At 66.3% G+C, this 18,729-nt stretch carries 15 protein-coding genes; 7 read left to right on the top strand and 8 right to left on the bottom strand.

Annotation, left to right across the window (positions count from 1 at the left end; translation table 11 throughout):
* Positions 1-2 precede the first annotated feature (2 nt).
* From ACZYTC_RS29590 to ACZYTC_RS29555, 8 genes are read right to left on the bottom strand one after another with little or no spacing between them, the layout of a single operon-like run.
* Positions 3-956: an ABC transporter permease gene (locus ACZYTC_RS29590; protein ID WP_441771623.1), complete on the bottom strand. Its 954-nt coding sequence runs from the start codon at positions 954-956 to the stop codon at positions 3-5.
* The gene (locus ACZYTC_RS29585) at positions 949-2,577 is read right to left on the bottom strand and encodes a dipeptide ABC transporter ATP-binding protein (protein ID WP_441771622.1); all 1,629 of its coding nucleotides are present in this window, start codon (positions 2,575-2,577) and stop codon (positions 949-951) included. Before ACZYTC_RS29585 ends, ACZYTC_RS29590 begins: the two co-directional genes overlap by 8 nt.
* A 24-nt stretch (positions 2,578-2,601) precedes the next feature.
* Positions 2,602-4,380 (bottom strand): ABC transporter substrate-binding protein, encoded by a 1,779-nt coding sequence (locus tag ACZYTC_RS29580; protein WP_441771621.1) that lies wholly within the window; start codon positions 4,378-4,380, stop codon positions 2,602-2,604.
* Positions 4,381-4,438: 58 nt separating this feature from the next.
* A complete protein-coding gene (locus ACZYTC_RS29575; protein WP_488991222.1) occupies positions 4,439-5,704 on the bottom strand; it encodes a GNAT family N-acetyltransferase in 1,266 nt (421 codons plus the stop codon).
* A 5-nt stretch (positions 5,705-5,709) separates the two neighbouring features.
* Positions 5,710-6,975, bottom strand: coding sequence for an acyl-CoA dehydrogenase family protein (locus ACZYTC_RS29570; RefSeq protein ID WP_488991221.1), 1,266 nt, complete (start codon positions 6,973-6,975; stop codon positions 5,710-5,712).
* A 39-nt stretch (positions 6,976-7,014) separates the two neighbouring features.
* Positions 7,015-8,460: an LLM class flavin-dependent oxidoreductase gene (locus tag ACZYTC_RS29565; protein ID WP_488991220.1), complete on the bottom strand. Its 1,446-nt coding sequence runs from the start codon at positions 8,458-8,460 to the stop codon at positions 7,015-7,017.
* A gap of 12 nt (positions 8,461-8,472) precedes the next feature.
* Complete coding sequence (locus ACZYTC_RS29560; RefSeq protein ID WP_488991219.1) at positions 8,473-9,714, bottom strand: acyl-CoA dehydrogenase family protein; 1,242 nt, start codon at positions 9,712-9,714, stop codon at positions 8,473-8,475.
* Positions 9,711-11,132, bottom strand: coding sequence for an NtaA/DmoA family FMN-dependent monooxygenase (locus ACZYTC_RS29555; RefSeq protein ID WP_488991218.1), 1,422 nt, complete (start codon positions 11,130-11,132; stop codon positions 9,711-9,713). The genes ACZYTC_RS29560 and ACZYTC_RS29555 overlap by 4 nt, the downstream gene beginning before the upstream one ends.
* Before the next feature lie 331 nt (positions 11,133-11,463).
* On the opposite strand from ACZYTC_RS29555, the gene groES reads away from it, so the two are divergent.
* From groES to ACZYTC_RS29520, 7 genes are all read left to right on the top strand, one after another.
* On the top strand, positions 11,464-11,751 hold the full coding sequence (gene groES / locus ACZYTC_RS29550) for a co-chaperone GroES (protein WP_322433050.1): 288 nt from the start codon (positions 11,464-11,466) through the stop codon (positions 11,749-11,751).
* A 74-nt stretch (positions 11,752-11,825) separates the two neighbouring features.
* Positions 11,826-13,454 carry a chaperonin GroEL gene (gene groL / locus ACZYTC_RS29545; RefSeq protein ID WP_434959993.1) on the top strand — a complete coding sequence of 543 codons (1,629 nt, stop codon included), beginning with the start codon at positions 11,826-11,828 and terminating at the stop codon, positions 13,452-13,454.
* A 102-nt stretch (positions 13,455-13,556) separates the two neighbouring features.
* Positions 13,557-15,137: an ABC transporter substrate-binding protein gene (locus ACZYTC_RS29540; RefSeq protein WP_488991217.1), complete on the top strand. Its 1,581-nt coding sequence runs from the start codon at positions 13,557-13,559 to the stop codon at positions 15,135-15,137.
* Between the two features lie 15 nt (positions 15,138-15,152).
* Positions 15,153-16,100 (top strand): ABC transporter permease, encoded by a 948-nt coding sequence (locus ACZYTC_RS29535; RefSeq protein WP_322433053.1) that lies wholly within the window; start codon positions 15,153-15,155, stop codon positions 16,098-16,100.
* Entirely contained in the window at positions 16,100-16,975 is an 876-nt protein-coding gene (locus ACZYTC_RS29530) for an ABC transporter permease (RefSeq protein ID WP_441771612.1), read from the top strand. Before ACZYTC_RS29535 ends, ACZYTC_RS29530 begins: the two co-directional genes overlap by 1 nt.
* Before the next feature lie 23 nt (positions 16,976-16,998).
* The gene (locus tag ACZYTC_RS29525; RefSeq protein ID WP_488991216.1) at positions 16,999-17,919 is read left to right on the top strand and encodes an ABC transporter ATP-binding protein; all 921 of its coding nucleotides are present in this window, start codon (positions 16,999-17,001) and stop codon (positions 17,917-17,919) included.
* 3 nt (positions 17,920-17,922) lie between these two features.
* Positions 17,923-18,720, top strand: coding sequence for an ATP-binding cassette domain-containing protein (locus tag ACZYTC_RS29520; protein ID WP_434959988.1), 798 nt, complete (start codon positions 17,923-17,925; stop codon positions 18,718-18,720).
* The last annotated feature ends 9 nt before the right edge of the window (positions 18,721-18,729 follow it).

Here is an 18,729-nt window from a genome sequence, read left to right as displayed (position 1 = left end):
TCTCAGCGCCGATGGGGATCGAGGATGTTGCGCAGGCCCGCACTCAGCGTGTTGAAGCCCACCACCGTCAGGAAAAGGGCGATGCTTGGCCCGAGCAGGAACCAGGGCTGCAGCTGGTAGAGCGAGGAGCGTTGCGCATCCGCGATCATGTTGCCCCAGCTCGCCGTCGGAGCCTGGATGCCGACCCCCAGGAAGGACAGAGTCGCCTCCGCCACGATGTTGTTGGGCAGTTGCACGGCCCAATAGACCAGGGCGACCGGCGCGACATTGGGCAGGATCTCCCGGATCAAGATACGCCGGCGGCTCGCGCCGAGCGTCTGCGCCGCCTGCACGAAGGGACTGTGCCGAAGCGAGAGCACCAGCCCCCGCGTCAGGCGGGCGAAATAGGTCCAGGAGAACAGGGCGATGATCAGCACCACCACCAGCAGGGGATCGGCGATCGGCTGGCCGCTGGCGCCGCGGTTGAGCGCCAGCAGGCTGAGCGCCGTCACCACGAACGGAAAGGACAAGGCCACGTCGATGCCCTGCGAGATCACCCGGTCCGCCAGCCCGCCGAAATAGCCGGCGATCAGGCCGATCGAGGTTCCCACCACCATGGCGAGCGTCGTGGCGGGGATGGAAACCAGCAGGGAAACGCGCGCGCCATAGAGCGTGCGGACCAGGACATCGCGGCCATCGCCGTCGGCGCCGAGCGGAAAGGCCCAGCTCGGCCCGATCGGCAAACCATCCTCCGACAGGGCGATGTCGCTGAACTGCTCCGTCGGTCCGTGGCCGAGCCAGAGCGCCACCAGGGGTGCCAGCAGCGCCGCAGCCACCACCGCGAGCACCAACAGCCCGCCGAAGCGCACGGATGGCTCCGCCAGCACCGCCCATAGGCCGTTAGGCGGCCGCCTCAGTTCAAGGCGGGAGGAAACCTGCTCGGGGCCCTCGGTAAAAGTCCGGGTCGCCTCAACCATGCAGGACCAGCCTTTCATGCCGGTTGAGATCCCTCGCCTTCTGCCCCGGAATGGCTGCGATGAGCGCCTGCGTATAGGTCTGCCCGGGACGCCGGAAGACCTGCGCGGTCGCCCCCTCCTCCACGATGCGGCCGGCCTGCAGCACCAGCACGCGATCGCACAGATCGGCCACCACGCCCAGATCATGGGAAATGAACAGGATGGAGACGCCGAGCCGGCTTCTGAGGGAGCGCAGCAGCGCGATGATCCTGGCCTGGGTGGTGATGTCGAGGGCCGATACCGGTTCGTCGGCCACGATCACGCGCGGCTCCAGTGCCACCGCGCGGGCGATCGCGATGCGCTGGCGCTGCCCGCCGGAAAGCTGGGCGGGATAGCGATCGAGCACGTCTTGGGGCAGCTCGACCACCTCGACGAGGTCGCGGATGCGCGAGCGAATCTGCGGTGCGGACAGATCCGTGTTGATGATGAAGGGCTCCGCCAGGATGGCACTGATCCGTCGCCTCGGATTGAGGCTGCCATAGGGATCCTGGAAAACCATCTGGATGGCGGAACGTTGCTGCCTGGTGAGGGTCATGGCGCCGGCGTGGGCATAGACGCTGTCGCCGAGCCTGACCTGGCCTTCGTCCGGCCTGTCCAGTCCGACGACGATCCGGCCGATGGTCGACTTGCCCGAACCGGACTCGCCGACCACCCCCAGGATCTCTCCCTCGCGCAGGGCAAAGGAAACGCGATCGAGCGCCTGCAGCGTGCCTTCGGCCTTGCCGCCCCGGCGGAAGCGTCGGGAAATCCCCTCCACCGTCAACAGGGGAGCGGTCTCGACCGGCACCGCGGAGCCAAGGGCCAGGCCGTGGCGCGCCGCTCCCAGCAGCAGCCTGGTATAGGGCTCCTTCGGTGCACCATAGATGCGCGCCGCCGGCCCCTGCTCCACCACGCTTCCCCTGCGCATCACCACCACGTCGTCGGCGATATCGTTGACGACGCCGAGATCATGGCTGACGAAGATCAGGGCCATACCATGGCGCTCCTGCAATTGCCGCAGGAGCGTGAGGATGGCGGCCTGCACCGTCACGTCGAGCGCCGTCGTCGGCTCGTCGGCGATCAGCAAGTCCGGGCCGAGCGCGATCGCCATGGCGATCATCACGCGCTGGCGCATGCCGCCGGAGAACTGATGAGGGTAGTCGTCGATGCGCCGGGCGGGATCGCGAATGCCGACCTCGTCGAGCAGATCGAGGATGCGCGTGCGCAGGGCCGACCGCCCCACGCGCTGATGAGCCGTGATCGCCTCGCCGATCTGGCTTCCGATCGTCTTGAGCGGATGCAGATTGGAGAGCGGATCCTGGAAGACGAAGCCGATCTGCGCGCCTCGCAGGCGACGCAACCGGCCCGCCGACAGGCCGAGAAGCTCGGTGCCGCGATGGCGCGCACTGCCCGTCACCACCGCCGAGGGCGGCAGCAGGCCGGTGGCCCCCAGCAGCGACACGCTCTTGCCGGAGCCGGATTCGCCGACGATGGCCAGGGTCTTGCCGGCCTCGACGCCGAAGGAGACGCCGCGCACCACTTCCATGCGATGCCGGCGCGTTCCAAAGCTCACATCCAGATTGTCGACCGCGAAAATCGCCATGGCCGCCTCTCCTGCCCCCTGTCGCTACTTACGCAGGGCAATGTTGGTGATGTCGGCATGCACGGCGAGCGATGACCAGTTCCACAGCGCAATGCGATCGGAGGTGATGGCGACCTTGCGCTTCTCGAACAGGGGGATCCAGGGCAGGTCGGCGGAAACGAGGCGATCGGCCTTGGCCCAGATCGGGCCTGGATCATCGGAAGGGAAGGCCTCGGCCGCCAGCTGGTTGAGCTCCTTGTTGGAATAGCAGACCGCATGGGTATTGCCGGTGCCGCAGGGCGAGGCATCCGAATTCAGCCAGCCTCCAAGCAGCATGCGCGTGCTCGGCCCCTGCCAGTCGGGTGCGAAGGCTGCCCCCAGGAAGACATCCCAATGACTCTTGGGGTCCTGGATGTAGGACCGGTATTGCGAACTCGGCACCGGGATGAGGTTGAGGGTAAAGCCGGCCGCAGCCAGGTCTTCCTTGAGCGTCACCGCGATGGCCTGGGTCTGCGCCGTGGTCTGGTACACAGCATCCAGCGTCACGCCGTCGGGATAGCCGGCCTTGGCCAGCAGTTCCTTGGCCCTGGCCGGATCGCCCGCGCTCTTCGGGGTGGCGTAGGGATCGAAGGGCTCGTAGCCCAGGATGGTCGAGGTGATGATCTGGCCGAGCGGGAGAGCGGCGATCGAGCCGCCCTGACGCTGGACGAGATGGGCCTTGTTCACCGCATAGGCCAGGGCCTGGCGCACTTCGAGCTTGCGCAGGGCGGTGGCGCCGGGGCCGGTGGCTTCCGGCCGGGCGTTGAAGGTGATGAAATTGGCCGAGCCGCTGTTGGATGCATGCAGATAGGGGCTCTTCTGCGCCTGATACTGCCGGATCGCGGCCAAAGGCGGCACGTCGAGATAGAGCGACAGGTCGGCTTCACCGGCACGGATCTTCTGCACCACGGCGTCTTCGGTATTGGTGGTGAAGTCGACGACGATCTCATCGACATAGGCCTTGCGGGCTGGATCGGCGGCATGATTGTAGTTGGCCACCTTCTTGAGCACGAGCTTCTGGCCCTGGTCGTAGGCTGCGACGTAGTAGGGACCACTCGAGGGCAGGTTCTTCCTGAACTCCAGCGAATCCGGGAAATATTTGGAGGCGATTTCCGGCGGCAGCGGGGTGACGAAGTTCATCGACAGGATGTTGAGGAAATCATAGTTCTTGGAGTCCGAGCGCAGCACCAGCGTCCTGTCGTCGGGCGCGGAGACACCGGCGATGTCATGCGTGTCGGTGAAGGCCTTGGTGGCGGCGAGATCGCCCGTCGGCACCTTGGCGAACTGCTTGCAGTAGTCGGCGAAGCCGGAAAAGGCGAGATTGAAATAGTTGATGGCTGCGACCTGCTTGTTGGGATCGCAGAAGCGCTTGATGCCGTAGACGAAATCGCCCGCCGTGATCTTGCGCGTGGTCGAGCCGGAGTAGCTGATGCCATCGCGAAGATGGAAAGTGTAGGTCTTACCGTCGGGGCTGACGTCCCAGGACTCGGCAAGGTCAGGCACCAGCTTGGTGTCGTCCTTGATGTCGCCGGGTGCGCCCGGATAGGTCACGAGCTGGCGTGTCACCGCGCGCAGGATCTCCCAGGAATCGGTGCTGTAGCCGGTCAAGGGATCGAAGGCGTCGAGATCGGGGTCGAGCGAGGCGATGCGCAGCGTCCCGCCATACGGAACGTCGTCAGCCGCCTGTGCAGCGCCGAGAGCGAGGCCGCCCGTCAGCAGCAGGGCGGCCGTAAAGCGCGACGCGGAGCCGAGCAGCCTAGAACGAGCGAAATGCCGGGATTTCATAGTCTGTTTCCTGATGTATCGAAGAAAGGACGAAGGCCGCTTCGCCATGGCGAAAGGCCTAAAAGACGGTGCCGGCATGGGGCTGCGCCGACGTGGCGAACAAGGCATCGAGCGTGGACAGCACCGCCTCGCTCTCGGCCTTGACCCGGCCGGCCCTGGCGAGTTGCCACCAGCGCGTGCCGCCGAGATAGGTCGTTGCCAAGGCGGCGATGTCGAGCTCGGCCTGCGCCGGAGCGTCTGTCGGCACCGCACCCTGCGCCGAGAGGCGGAACCGGCCATTGTTCTCGGCGAAAAGGGGGTCGCTGACGGCGAGCACCACCTCGCCTTCACCGCCATAGCGGCGCGTTTCCAGCGCCAGGCGCACATCGAGAAGACGCAGCCAGGTTTCGTCGCGCTGGCCGGTCACACGCGCCTGCCGATGGTTTTCGAACAGCCATGGCAGGGCGTCATCCACCGGCCGGCCGGGGAAGAGGATGCGATGCACCAGATCGACACTGAGAAGATGGGCGACCAGTGCGCCATAGGCGGCATCGTCGGCCACGACCAGATCGTCCACGACCAGGGTGCGATCCGAACCGGCGAACCACTCGTCGAGGCCGATCGGGTGATAACGCACATAGCCGCTCTCCCGTCCTTCCTCCCCGACCACCACGACATAGGCCGGCGCCTTGGACAGGTCCTGGCGCAAGCGCTGGAAGTGCCACCAGCCGCGCCAGCGGGCGATGGTGCCGGCCCGCTCAGTGCCGGCCTGGGCATGGATGACGGGCAGCAGGGACCAAGCCTCGTCCGGGTCGACGAACCGCACCGGCCCGCCACGCGGCACCTCGGGGCGCAGACGCGCTCCTTCGGCGGCGAGGTCGAAACTGACCTGCGAACTGGCGATGCCATAGCCGAAATGGGCGTAGATGCGCGCATCCGAGGCCCGCAGCGTGGCGACGGCATCGCCGCGCGAACGCGCCTCCGCCAATTGCCTTTCAAGGAGGGCCGTTCCGATGCCCCGCCTGGTATGGGTTGGCAGCACGCCGACATGGGTGACGGCGGCATGGGCGAGGCGTCCGCCACCCGGCACCGTCAGGGTGCTGGCATAGGAATTGACCGTACCCACCAGCGTGCCTGATGCGAAGGCGCCGAGCGCGCGGCCGGGCTCATAGATGTCGGCGACGAAGTCGGCATCGATCGGCCCGAAATTCGGTAGCCCCACCATGGCGGTGCGGAACAGCCGGGCGGCCTGGATCAGCTCCGAAGTGCCTTCCAGAATCCTAACCCGGGCCGGTGCCGGGCTCGGCGCCCTGACGGCCGGGAGGTCTACGGCGTGCAGCGACATGGCGCTCAGGCCTTCGCCGGCGGGGTGAAGACGCGAGGCTTCGGCAGCGTCTGGTTGAGCGCGAATTCGCCGATTTCGCGCAGGCGGTAGGACACCGGGTCATGCACCGTATGGGTGCGTACATTGCGCCAATAGATGTCGAGACCGTATTTGTTGGCTGTCGAGCGGGCGCCCGTCGCCTCATAGATATCGGCGGTGACCTCAAGCGAGACCTTGGTGGCGATGACCTTGGCCTGGTCGATCAGAAGGGCAAGCTCGCCCCACGCTTGCGCCGTCAGCGCCGGGCCGGCCAGCAGTGCCGGCTGATAGAGGGCCGCGGCCTTGTCCGCCAAGGCCACGCCGGCGGCGATGCCCGCCGACAGGCGCCCGAAGAGCTGGAGATGGTAGGGATCCTCGGTAGCCCTTTCCAGCCCCGACTCGGGCCAGGGCCGGCCATGGCTGCGCACATAGGCGGCCGCAGCCTTGAGCGCTCCCTCGGCAATGCCAAGATAGAAATTGACGAAGATCAGCTGGCTGAACAGCACGCGCAGCCCGTCGCGCTGCTCGACATCGCCGACATAGTGGTCGAGACCCGACAGGAGGTCCGCTTCGGTCGCCTCCACTCGATCGAAGATCACCGAGCCGCTGGCGGTGAGACGCTGGCCCAGATTGTCCCAATCGCCCTCGAAGCTGATGCCCTTGCGCGAGGGCGGGACCTGGAAATGCACCCGCTTCTCGCCGTCCCACACGGTGACCGTGAGGATCTGCGCGATCGAGGCGCCGGTGGCGAAGGTGCGCCGGCCGCTGATCAGATAACCGTTCGCGGTCTTCTCCAGTTCGGCCTTGGGATCGCGCGGATTGCTGACGCCGCCCTGGAACCAGCCCTCCTCGGCAACGCCGCGAGCCGTGCCCTGCCATTGTTCGGGCGTGCCGAGGATGTAGCTCCACACCCCGTTGGAATAGTGATAGGCGATCAGTTGCCCGATCGAGCCGTCCGCCGCAGAGATGATACGGCTGATCTCGAGCGCCTGCGCGAGATTGGCGCCGGCGCCACCCAGGGCTCGCGGCACGGCAAGGCCGAGAAGGCCAGCCTTACGCAGGAGCCCGATTTCCTCGAACGGATCCTGGTTGGCGCGGTCGCGTTCGAGCGCACTGGCCGCGAGTTCGGCGGCGACATGTTCGGCGCGGCTGCGCCACTCCACGAACTCCGCCTCCGAAAGGCCGGCATAGATCTCGATGGCGGCATCCCTGCGCGTATCGCGCAGGGCGCTCACGGTTGCGTCATAGGCCACTTTGTCTCGTCCTTGTTCAAAACTGTCGGCAAATGGGGGTCACTCGGCCGCGGTCGCGGCCGGCACGTCCCGCGTGGGGACAAAACGGGTGAAGTCGCGGAAGGAGGCGCCGCGATGGTCCTCGCGCAGTCGGCGCTGGCCATCGCCCTGGAAGCGTTCGCGCAGGGTCACCGGCGTCGCCGGCCGCTCGCGGATGCGGCCGCGCTGCCGAAGCTCGGGCACGACGAAGCGGATGAAATCCTCGAAGGAGCCGGGGCTGATGGCATAGGCAAGGTTGAAGCCGTCGATGCCGGTCTCGTCGGCAAGGCGCTCAAGCGCGTCGGCAACCTTCTTGGGCCCACCGACCAGGGTGGGATGGATGCCGCCAACGCCGATATAGTCGGCGACATCGCCCACGGTCCAGCGCCGGTCGGCATCGATGCTGGTGAGGCTGGACAAAGCCGAGCGGCCGGCATTGGTCTCGATATATTCGATGGGATGATCGAGGGGATATTGCGACCAGTCGACCCCGGTCCAGGCCGAGAACAAAGCGAGCGCCGCCTCCACGCTGGTGTAGGAGAGATAGTCGCGATATTTCGCCTCGGCTTCCTCGTCGGTTTCAGCCGTCACCACGCTGATGGCGGTGATGAACTTGATGGCGTCGGGCGCCCTGCCGAGCTCGACGGCGCGCGAGCGGATCTGCTCGATACGCCGGCGGATCGAAGGCGAATTGGTACCGCCCAGGAAGACGACTTCGGCATTCTGCGCCGCGAATTCGCGCCCGCGCGTCGAGGTGCCGGCCTGGTAGAGCAGGGGCGTGCGCTGGGGGCTCGGCTCGGACAGATGCGCGTCCGGCACGGTGAAATAGGTGCCGCGATGATGGATGGCATGGACCTTGGAAGGATCGGTATAGATCCCCCGCTTGCGATCGCGGATGACCGCATCCTCCTCCCACGACCCTTCCCACAGCTTGTAGGCAACGTCGACGAACTCCTGGGCGCGGTCATAGCGCTCGTCATGATCGATCTGGCGTTCGAGGCCGAGATTGCGCGCGGCCGACTCCAGCACGGAGGTGACGACATTCCAGGCGATGCGCCCCTTGGTGAGGTGGTCGAGCGTGGTGAACTTACGCGCCAGCAGATAGGGCTGCTCATAGGTGGTCGACACCGTGATGCCGAAGCCCAGATGCCGGGTTGCCGCCGCCATGGCCGAGACCAGCAGCAGAGGATCGTTGACCGGGGATTGGGCGGCGGTGCGCAGCGAGGCATCGGGCGTGCCGGCATAGACGTCCAGGTGTCCGAGCGCATCGGCCAAGAACAGCCCGTCGAAGCCGCCTTCCTCGAGCAATTTAGCGAGGCCGATCCAGTAATCGATGCTGGTATAGGTGTCGGCCCGGTCGTCGGGATGGCGCCACAGGCCCGCCGAGACGTGGCCGACGACGGCCATGCCGAAGCCATTGAGCAGAAAGGGTTTCTTGGCAGCAATCGGCGGTGATGAAACGGACATCGTTCAAACCATTCACGAATAATAGGTGGGTGGAGGAACCGTCCCGTTGAGGGCGTAGTCGCCCACTTCCAGGACCTTGTAGTGCACGGGATCGTGCAGCGAGTGGGTGCGCACATTGCGCCAGTAGCGATCGAAGGAGAGCGCCCTGGTGGTGGCCCGCGCGCCCATCAGCTCGAACAGGCGGGAGGTGACCTCCAGCGCCACCTCGGTCGAGTGCACCTTCGACTGGTAGGCGATGGCGGCGACCTCGCCTCTCTCCTGCTCGGTCAGAGCGCTCCCGCGTTCCACCGCGCGCTGGGCCGCCTCACCCGCCGCATCCGACAGGGCGATGGCCGAGGCCAGCGCGACGGAGAGCCGGCCGAAGCGCTCGACCACCAGCGTGTCCTCGCTAGCCTTGGCGACCGGGGAGGAAAGCCAGGGCCGCGACCGGGTCTGGATATAGTCTCGCGCCTCCTCGAAGGCGCCGAGCCCCGTGCCGAGATAGAGTTCGCCGAAGGCGAGCTGGATGATGGGCACATGCAGGGTCTCGGCCGGCGTCTGCGGGGCGTCCTCGCGGCGATGCGCGACGAGGTCGTCCAGGCTCACCGCGACATTGTCGAAACTGGCGCTGCCGGAGACGGTCAGGCGCTGACCCATATTGTCCCAGTCATGGCCGAAGCTCAGGCCCGGCGCGGGATTGGGCACCACGAACTGGCCGATATGGCCGCCGGCATCGCCCCCGCCGATCTCCGTCCCCGGCGCGAAGCGCACCCAGACATGCAGGGTGTCGGCCACCGCCGCACCGCTGGCAAAGGGCTTGGAACCGTTGAGCACGAAGCCCGTGCCTTGCGGCGTCGCGCTGATGAGCGGCTCATAGGCGGCCTGGGCCACGCCGCCATGGAACCAGCCCTGCCGGAGGAAGCCCTCCGCGCGCCGGGCAAACAGCGCCTGGTTCGCGCCATTCCGGCCCAGGGCCGTGCCGAACAGATGGTAGGTAGCGATCTGGGCGATGGAGGTGTCGCCCTTGGCCAGGATGCGGATGATCTGCAGCACCTGCCGGGTGCTGGCACCGCCCCCGCCAACCGCTTCTGGCAGGAAGATCGTCAGCAGTCCGGCCTTGCGCAGCAAATCGATCTCCGCCACCGGATCGGCACCGGCGGCATCGCGCGCCGCCCCCGTCCGCTGCAGTTCCGCCGCGACCTGCTCGGCCGCCTCGACCCATAGCCGAAACCGCTCCTCCCTGCTCAGGCCTGCCGGCGTTCCATCGGCGCTCATGACCGGGCCTCCGCCGTCTGGGCTGCCGGAAAGGCGAAGCGGGCGGCGGGATGGTCGAGCGGCACCCGTGGCGAATCGGTGCCGAACAGGCGGCTGCGCAGCGCCCCGGTCCGGCGTTCGCGCAGGCGCCCGCGCCGGTCGAGCTCAGGCACGACATGCTGCGCGAAATCGCGGAAGCTACCGGGATTGACGATATGGATGAGATTGATGCCGTCGGTATCGGTCTCGGCGAGCCAGGCGTCGAGATCGTCGGCGACCCGGGCCGGCCCGCCCACCAGCGCCTTCACCCGCCCGAAGCCGCCATCGGGCAGGAAAGCCTCGCGCAAGGTCCAGCGCCGCCCGGAAGCCGGGTCGTCGAACATGCGCAGCAGGGAGCGGTTGGCGTTGGTGTCCCGATAGCGCAGCGGCTCGTCGAGGGGGTGACCGGCAAAATCGATGCCGGTGCTCGCCGAATAATGGGTGATGGCGCCTTCCAGGCTGTAATGGCGGCGATAATCGTCGAACTTCGTGCGGGCCGTTTCGTCATCCCCTGCCGTGACCACGGCAAGAGCGCTGATGAAGCGGATGGCTCCCGGCGCCCGGCCCGCCTCGCGGGCCAGTTCCTTGATGCTGGCGACATTGCGCCGGATGCCGGCGGCGTCGGCCCCGGCGACAAAGACCACCTCGGCATGGCGCGCCGCGAAAGCCTGTCCGCGCGGCGAGCCGCCGGCCTGGAAGATCACTGGCACGCGCTGGGGGCTGGGCTCGGAAAGATGCGGGCCGGGAACGGTGTAATAAGGGCCGCGATGGCCGATGCCATGCACCTTGGAGGGATCGCTATAGAGCCCTTCGGGGTGGTCCGCGCTGCCGCGGTCGCGCAGGACGGCATCGTCCTCCCACGAGCCCTGCCAGAGCTTGTAGGCCACTTCGAGGAATTCGTCGGCGCGGTCATAGCGCTCGTCGTGAGGGTATTGGGCCTCCAGCCCCAGATTGCGCGCGGCACTGTCGAGCTGGGAGGTCACCACGTTCCAGGCGATGCGCCCACGGGTGACATGATCCAGCGTGGTGAATTTGCGGGCGAGCAGATAGGGCTTTTCGTAGCTCGTCGAGACGGTGATGCCGAAACCGAGATCGCGCGTGGCCGCCGCCAGGGCCGAAACCAGGAGCAGGGGGTCGCCGAGGGGAGATTGCGTGCCGGTTCGCAGCGAGGCCTCGGCGCTGCCGCCATGCACGTCGAGCAATCCCAGCGCATCGGCGATGAACAGATTGTCGAAGCGACCCTCGTCGAGGATCCGGGCGAGCTCGATCCAATAATCGAGATCGGTATAACGGTACGTCTCATCCTCGGGGTGTTGCCACAGCCCGTAATTGACATGGGAAACCGAGTTCATGGTGAACCCGTTCAAAATGATCGGTTCGGCGGACACGACGTACGTCATCCATTTCTTGAGCAAAGCGCGTTCATGACTGAACGCTTTTTGCTCTAACTCATTGTTTCGACGCGTCTTTGCGGTTCTTGGTGAGCCCGTCGAATCGCAAAACGCTTTGGGGGAAGTTTGGTTCGCCGGGATGGCCGCGCCTGCTGTCGCCGCAGGCTGCGTCCGGCAATCGATGGAGGTATGATTACGCATCAATTACATATTGTCTATATATTTTGTATTCTTTTTATTGACGACGGCGCTTGACCCGCCCTAGCATGGGTTCAAGCCGGAAAACCCGCCTGAATCAGGCGGCAGATCGCGGTGCTTCAATCAATCTGAGGTAGAATCCATGAGCTTTCGACCGCTCCATGATCGCGTGGTTCTGCGTCGCCTGGAAGGCGACGAGAAAACCAAGGGCGGCATCATCATACCTGACACCGCCAAGGAAAAGCCCCAGGAGGGCGAGGTGGTCGCCGTCGGCCCCGGTGCGCGCGACGAGAGCGGCAAGCTTCAGCCGCTGGACGTGAAGGCCGGCAACCGCGTGCTGTTCGGCAAATGGTCCGGCACGGAAGTCAAGATCGACGGCCAGGACCTGCTCATCCTCAAGGAAGCGGACATCCTCGGCATCATTGCCTGACGTCCCCTCCCCCTTTTCACAGTCAGACAGGCCCGGAGCGCTTTCGTCACCGCCCGGCCCGAAGGAATTCAACCATGGCAGCAAAAGACGTCAAATTCTCCTCCGATGCCCGCGAGCGCCTGCTGCGCGGCGTCGACATCCTGGCCAATGCCGTCAAGGTCACGCTCGGCCCGAAAGGCCGCAATGTCGTGATCGAAAAATCGTTCGGCGCGCCGCGAATCACCAAGGACGGCGTCACCGTCGCCAAGGAGATCGAGCTCGAGGACAAGTTCGAGAACCTGGGCGCCCAGCTCCTGCGCGAAGTCGCCTCCAAGACCAATGATCTTGCCGGCGACGGCACCACCACCGCCACGGTCCTCGCCCAGGCCATCGTGCGCGAAGGCGCCAAGGCGGTGGCGGCCGGCTTCAACCCCCTCGATCTCAAGCGCGGCATCGACCTCGCCGTTACTGCCGCGATCAAGGATATCGAAAAGCGCGCCAAGAAGGTCAAGTCGTCCGAGGAAGTGGCCCAGGTCGGCACCATCTCGGCCAATGGCGACAGCTCGATCGGCGCCATCATCGCCACCGCCGTCGACAAGGTCGGCAATGAGGGTGTGATCACCGTCGAGGAAGCCAAGAGCCTGGAGACCGAGCTCGACGTCGTCGAGGGCCTGCAGTTCGACCGCGGCTATCTCTCCCCCTATTTCGTCACCAATGCCGAGAAGCTGGTGGTGGAGTTCGAGGACCCCTACATCCTCATCCACGAAAAGAAGCTTTCTTCGCTCCAGCCCTTGCTGCCCGTGCTCGAAGCAGTGGTGCAGACCGGCAAGCCCCTGCTGATCATCGCCGAGGACGTCGAGGGAGAGGCGCTCGCCACCCTGGTGGTCAACAAGCTGCGCGGCGGGCTGAAGGTCGCCGCCGTCAAGGCGCCGGGCTTCGGTGATCGCCGCAAGGCCATCTTGGAGGACATCGCCGTCCTCACCGCCGGGGAGACGATCTCGGAGGATCTCGGCATCAAGCTCGAAAACGTCACGCTCTCCCAGCTCGGCCGCGCCAAGCGCGTGCGCATCGAGAAGGAGAACACCACCGTCGTCGACGGCGCCGGCAAGAAGAAGGACATCAGCGCCCGCGTTGCCCAGATCAAGGCGCAGATCGAGGAGACCACCTCCGACTATGACCGCGAGAAGCTGCAGGAGCGCCTGGCCAAGATCGCCGGCGGCGTCGCGGTGATCCGCGTCGGCGGTTCGACCGAGGTCGAGGTCAAGGAGAAGAAGGACCGGGTCGACGATGCGCTCAACGCCACCCGCGCTGCCGTCGCCGAAGGCATCGTGCCCGGCGGCGGGGTTGCGCTGCTGCGGGCCAAGACCGCCGTTGCCGAGCTCAAAAGCGAGAACGCCGACGTCCAGTCCGGTATCAACATCGTCCTGAAGGCCCTGGAAGCGCCGATTCGCCAGATCGTCGAGAATGCCGGCGTCGAGGGCTCGATCGTGGTCGGCAAGATCACCGAGAACAAGTCGGCGACCTTCGGCTTCAACGCCCAGACCGAGACCTTCGTCGATCTCCTGGAGGCCGGCATCGTCGATCCGGCCAAGGTGGTGCGCACCGCCCTGCAGGATGCCGCCTCGATCGCCTCTCTGATCGTCACCACCGAGGCCCTGGTGACCGAGCTGCCCCGGGAAAAACCGCCGGTCGGCCCGCCGGGCGGCGGCATCGGCGACTTCTGACGCCGACATCAGGCAGGCGGATCGCCCCCGGCCTTCCGCCTGCCGCGACGCACCGTTGCCCGGCGCGTCCGCTCCTCTGACTGGAATGAATGGAAGATTACGATGCGGTTCGTTTCCCTGGGCCTCAGGCTGAGCCTCGCCGGCGCCCTGTTCGCCCTCGTTCATGGCGCGGCCCTCGCCGACGACGCCGGCAAATATGGCGGCACGCTGATCGTCGCCCAGAACGCCGAGATCACCAATCTCGATCCAGGCCGGGAAGGCGGCTGGGAGACCTTTCGCATCGCCCGTCACGTCCACGAGGCGCTGGTGACCGAGGACCTGTCGAAATCCGGCGCTGAGGTGAAGGTGCCGCCCCTGAAGGCGGCCCTCGCCGAATCCTGGGAGATCTCGCCGGACGGGCGGGTCTACACCTTCCATTTGCGCCGCGGGGTCAAGTTCCATGACGGCACCGATTTCAATGCCGAGGCCGTAGCCTTCAACATCCGCCGCGGCTGGGATCCGAAATTCGAGTTCTACGACAAGATCAGCGCCGCCAACCTCGCCTATACCTATTCCTCGCTCAGCCGGATCGACACGCCCGACGACCACACCGTCGTCCTCACCTTCGCCGAGCCGTTCAGTCCCTTCCTGCGGATGCTCGCCCAGGGCAGCGGCGGCTCGGGCGGCATTGCCAGCCCCACGGCCATCCGCAAATACGGCAATGACGGCTATGCCGAGCATCCCGTCGGCACCGGCCCTTATCGCTTCGTCGAACGGGTCCGCGGCCAGAAGGTCGAGATCGAGCGCTTCGACGGCTATTGGGGCGACAAGCCCTTCCTCGACCGCATCATCTTCCGGCCGATCATTGACGGCAATGCCCGTGTCGCCGCGCTGGAGACCGGCGAGGTCGACATCATCTCCTGGCCGCCGCGCGACAGCGTGGCCAAGCTGAAGGCGGAGGGCTTCAGCGTCGACAATGTCGACCTGCCTTCGGTCTATTACTACACCTTCAACACCGCCAACGAGACCTTCAAGGATCCGCGCGTGCGCCAGGCGCTCGCTTTGTCGATCGACCGGGCCGGGCTGGCGCGCGACCTGCTCAAGGATACGGCCGGGCCTGCCTATGGCATCCTGAACCCGGGGAGCGATGCCTTCGACCCCTCCTTCCGCGACTATCCGCACGATGTGGAGAAAGCCAAGCAGCTGCTGGCCGAAGCCGGCCACCCCGACGGTGTCAGCGGCCTCCTGGAGATCTATGCCGGCGGCGAGCCGGTGGCCGAATGGATCCAGCGCGACGCGGCCAAGGCCGGCATCAAGCTCGAGATCCGCTCCTATGACTGGAACAGCTTCCTGGCCCGCAACAAGAAGAGCGGCCCCGAGGTTGCCCTGACCTCGATGGAATGGGGTTTTCTCACGCCCTATTGGCTTTACATCGTCGCCCACAGCCAGAGCAGCGGCAATACGGGCAACTACAACAATCCGGCGTTCGACAAGGCGGTCCATGAGGCGATCACCGCCGTCAAGGCCGAGGACATCAGGGACAAATGGCGCGAAGCCAACCGGATCCTGGCCGCCGATGTCGGCAAGCTGCCGATCTATTACGAGCGCACCCATTATGCCGTGGGCAAGAATGTCGGCGGCTTCGCCACCCCCGCCCAGGATTGGTACGATCTCAGCCATGTCTGGCTGAAGGAAAAGCAATAGGCCGGGGGTGCTGGGATGATCGCCCTCATCGCACGCCGCGCAGTCGCCTCGCTCGCCATTCTGGTGCTGGTGACCTTCCTCGTCTTCCTGGTGGTCTATTTCAGCCCGGGAGACCCGGTGGCGATCATGCTCGGCCGCGACGCCTCGGGCGAGACCGCCGACCAGATCCGCCGCGATCTCGGCCTCGACAGACCCTTCCTCGTCCAGTATGGCGCCTGGCTGTGGGGCCTGCTGGGCGGCCATTTCGGCACATCGATCACCATGCATGTGCCGGTGCTCGACATCCTTGTCCCCGCCTATGTCAACACTTTCATCCTGGCCCTGGCGAGCCTGGTGATCGCGCTGACTGTCGGCGTCCTGCTCGGCGTGCTCTCCGGCCTGCGGGCCGGGGGCTGGTTCGACCGGCTGGCGGCCGCAATCAGCGAGGGCCTCGCGGCGACGCCGGTGTTCTGGCTCGGAATCATGCTGATCTGGCTGGTCTCCAAGCAGCTGCGCTGGCTGCCTTCATCGGGCATGTACAATCTCAGGGGCTCCCATTCCCTGGCCGATCTTCTCGCCCATCTCGTCCTGCCGGCCTTCTCGGCCGCCGTGCTCGCCATCGCCATCATCATGCGCCTGACGCGCGCCAGCGTCATCGACGCGCTCAATGCCGATTATGCCAGGATGTTCGCCTCGGCCGGCATGTCGACGCCGAGGCTGCTGTTCACCCAGATCGCCCGCAATATCCTGGCGCCGATCGTCAGCATCGGCGGGCTGCAATTCGGCACGCTGTTCGGCGGCGTCATCTTCGTGGAGACGGTGTTCGCCTGGCCCGGCCTCAGCGCCCAGCTCTACAACGCCATCACCGCCCATGACATCCCGGTCATCCAGACCGGCGTCCTGATGATTGCCGCGACCTTCATCGTGATCAACCTGATCGTCGACCTCGCCCTGGTCTGGCTCAATCCGCGAGCAAGAGCCTGATGTCGCTCTCCCAAGCCTCGAATTCCCTCGGGCCATCCCCCACCGACGCGCCCATACGGCGACGCTGGATCAATCGCGGCGTCATCGGCCTTGCGATCATCGTCGCGGTGGTCGGCCTGGCAGCCCTGGCGCCCCTGATCTCGCCTTATGATCCCGACATCGGCGAAGGCGCCCTCCGGCTCGCACCGCCCGGCACGCCGGGCCATTTGCTCGGGCTCGACGGCCAGGGGCGCGACATCCTCTCCCGCCTGATCTGGGGCGCGCGCCTGTCCCTGATCGCCAGCATCGTCCCGGTCGCCATCGCCTTCATCGTCAGCCTTGGCCTTGGCCTCGCCGCCGGCTTCGCGCGCAAGCCTCTGGGCGAGGTGATCATGCGCGGCATCGACGTGCTCTTCGCCTTTCCGATGATCCTGTTTGCGATCGCCATCGCCGCCATGCTCGGCCCGGGCCTCACCACCATCATCGCCACCATCGCGCTGTCGCTGGTTCCCTATATGACGCGCGTGGTCTATTTCGCGGTGCTGGCGGAAACCGGGCGCGAATATCTGGATGCGGCGCGCCTGCTCGGCGCCGGCCGGACGGCCATCCTGTTCGGCGAGCTCCTGCCCAACGTGCTCTCGCCCGCCATCATCTACGCCACCACGCTGATCGGGCCGATGATCGGCTTTTCCTCCGGCCTCAGCTTTCTCGGACTCGGCATCCAGCCACCCTCGGCCGATTGGGGGCGGATGACCGTGGATGGCGTCGGCGTGTTCGCCGAGGGCGCGCCGCATGTGGTGATTGTCCCCGGCGTCGCCATCATCGTCGTCTCGCTGGCCTTCAACTGGCTCGGCAGTGGCCTGCGGAACTGGCTGGATCCTCATCACCACGCGTAATCGCACTCGTTGAAGGAGCGGCCATGTCGATCATTGCCCCCATTGCGCATCACAAGGTTCAAGCGTCGCCAGGCCCTTCGGATCTTTTGCGCCTCGCAGATCTGCACGTCACCATCACCACACCCCGCCGCACCATCAAGGCCGTCAGGGGCGTCGACCTCAATCTCCAGGCCGGCGAGATTCTCGCCCTCGTCGGCGAGTCCGGCTCGGGAAAGACCATGACGGCGGCCTCCATCGTCGGCCTGCTGCCGCGTCCTGCCGCCCGGATTACGCAAGGGCGCATCCTCTTCCAGGGCCGGGATCTGCTCGCTGCCGGCACGCGCGACCGCCAGCGCATCCTGCGCCAGGACATCGCCTTCATCGTCCAGAGCTCGCTGACCTCCCTGAACCCGACATCCACCATCGGCCGGCAGCTTGCCGACATGATCGCCTTCCGCAACGGGTTAGGCCGCAGCGAGGCCCGCCGCGAAGCTGTGCGCTGGCTTGGCGAAGTCGGCATCGAAGCGGCCGAACGCGTCATGGCCTCCTATCCGCACAGGCTGAGCGGCGGCATGCGCCAGCGCGTGCTGATCGCCATGGCGATCAACAGCCGCCCCAAGCTCATCATCGCCGACGAGCCGACGACGGCGCTCGACACAGCCACCCAAAAGCAGATCCTGGCCTTGCTGTCGCGGATCCGCGACAGCTATGGCACCGCCATCCTGCTGATCACCCATGATTTCGGCGTGGTGTCGTTCCTGAGCGACCGCATCGCGGTCATGCAGCAGGGACGCATCGTCGAGACCGGGCAGACCGCGCGGGTGCTTGCGGCACCTCAACATCCCTACACGGCGACACTGATTGACGCGGTGCCACGCCTGGACCATCCCCTGCCCCGCCCCATGCCCAGCGTGATGAGCGAGCAGGATCGGCCGGCCATCCTGGCCCGCGCAGCCGGACGATAAGCGATGGCGGCACCTCCCCTCCTCCAGGTCCGCGGCCTCACCCGCCGCTATAGCGTGCGCACCGGCCTGTTCGGCCCGCGGCACGAAGTCGTCGCCGTCGAGGATGTCGATTTCGCGATCGAACGCGGCGAGATCGTCGGCATCATCGGCGCCTCCGGTTCGGGCAAGTCGACGATCGGGCGCCTGCTGACCGGCCTCGACCAGCCCGACGGTGGCGAGATCCTGTTCGGCGGCGCCAGGATCGACAGGCTGTCCGACCAGGCGCGCCGACCCCTGCGCCGCCGTCTCCAGCTCGTGCTGCAGGATGCGTCCTCGGCCCTCAATCCGCGCCGACGCGTCGGCGTCCAGATTGCAACGCCGATGCTGCGGCTGGGCATCGCCGCCGACCGTGAGGACGCACGCGAGCGCACCTCCCGGCTCCTGCGCTTGGTGGGACTGAGCCCCGACGCGGCCGAGCGCTACCCGCATGAATTCTCCGGCGGCCAGCGCCAGCGCATCAACATCGCCCGCTCGCTCGGCGTCGAGGCCGAATGCCTGATTCTGGACGAGCCGACCTCCGCCCTCGACGTCTCCGTGCAGGCCCAGATTCTGGCGCTGCTGCTTGACCTCAAGCAGCAGCTCGGCCTGACCTATGTGTTCATCAGCCACAATCTGGCGGTGGTGCAGTCCTTCTGCGACCGCATCCTGGTGCTCGACAAGGGGCGCCTGGTGGAAAACCTGCCGTCCGGCACTATCACCAGGCAAGCCAGGGAGCCGGCCACCCGCCGCCTGCTGGAGGCAAACCTCTCCCTGTCCGGTTGAGGAGAATCC

The organism is Labrys sp. F242 (assembly GCF_057813875.1).
Note: the sequence above shows the minus strand (reverse complement) of the source record. Positions and strands in the feature narration are given on the sequence as shown.

Bases quoted from the DNA above. Each gene is read 5' to 3' on its own strand.
- ACZYTC_RS29585 (WP_441771622.1), bottom strand. From the start codon at position 2,577: ATGGCGATTTTCGCGGTCGACAATCTGGATGTGAGCTTTGGAACGCGC.
- ACZYTC_RS29590 (WP_441771623.1), bottom strand. From the start codon at position 956: ATGGTTGAGGCGACCCGGACTTTTACCGAGGGCCCCGAGCAGGTTTCC.
- ACZYTC_RS29535 (WP_322433053.1), top strand. From the start codon at position 15,153: ATGATCGCCCTCATCGCACGCCGCGCAGTCGCCTCGCTCGCCATTCTG.
- ACZYTC_RS29540 (WP_488991217.1), top strand. From the start codon at position 13,557: ATGCGGTTCGTTTCCCTGGGCCTCAGGCTGAGCCTCGCCGGCGCCCTG.
- ACZYTC_RS29525 (WP_488991216.1), top strand. From the start codon at position 16,999: ATGTCGATCATTGCCCCCATTGCGCATCACAAGGTTCAAGCGTCGCCA.
- ACZYTC_RS29555 (WP_488991218.1), bottom strand. From the start codon at position 11,132: ATGACGTACGTCGTGTCCGCCGAACCGATCATTTTGAACGGGTTCACC.
- ACZYTC_RS29575 (WP_488991222.1), bottom strand. From the start codon at position 5,704: ATGTCGCTGCACGCCGTAGACCTCCCGGCCGTCAGGGCGCCGAGCCCG.
- ACZYTC_RS29560 (WP_488991219.1), bottom strand. From the start codon at position 9,714: ATGAGCGCCGATGGAACGCCGGCAGGCCTGAGCAGGGAGGAGCGGTTT.
- ACZYTC_RS29530 (WP_441771612.1), top strand. From the start codon at position 16,100: ATGTCGCTCTCCCAAGCCTCGAATTCCCTCGGGCCATCCCCCACCGAC.
- ACZYTC_RS29565 (WP_488991220.1), bottom strand. From the start codon at position 8,460: ATGTCCGTTTCATCACCGCCGATTGCTGCCAAGAAACCCTTTCTGCTC.
- groES (WP_322433050.1), top strand. From the start codon at position 11,464: ATGAGCTTTCGACCGCTCCATGATCGCGTGGTTCTGCGTCGCCTGGAA.
- ACZYTC_RS29580 (WP_441771621.1), bottom strand. From the start codon at position 4,380: ATGAAATCCCGGCATTTCGCTCGTTCTAGGCTGCTCGGCTCCGCGTCG.
- groL (WP_434959993.1), top strand. From the start codon at position 11,826: ATGGCAGCAAAAGACGTCAAATTCTCCTCCGATGCCCGCGAGCGCCTG.
- ACZYTC_RS29520 (WP_434959988.1), top strand. From the start codon at position 17,923: ATGGCGGCACCTCCCCTCCTCCAGGTCCGCGGCCTCACCCGCCGCTAT.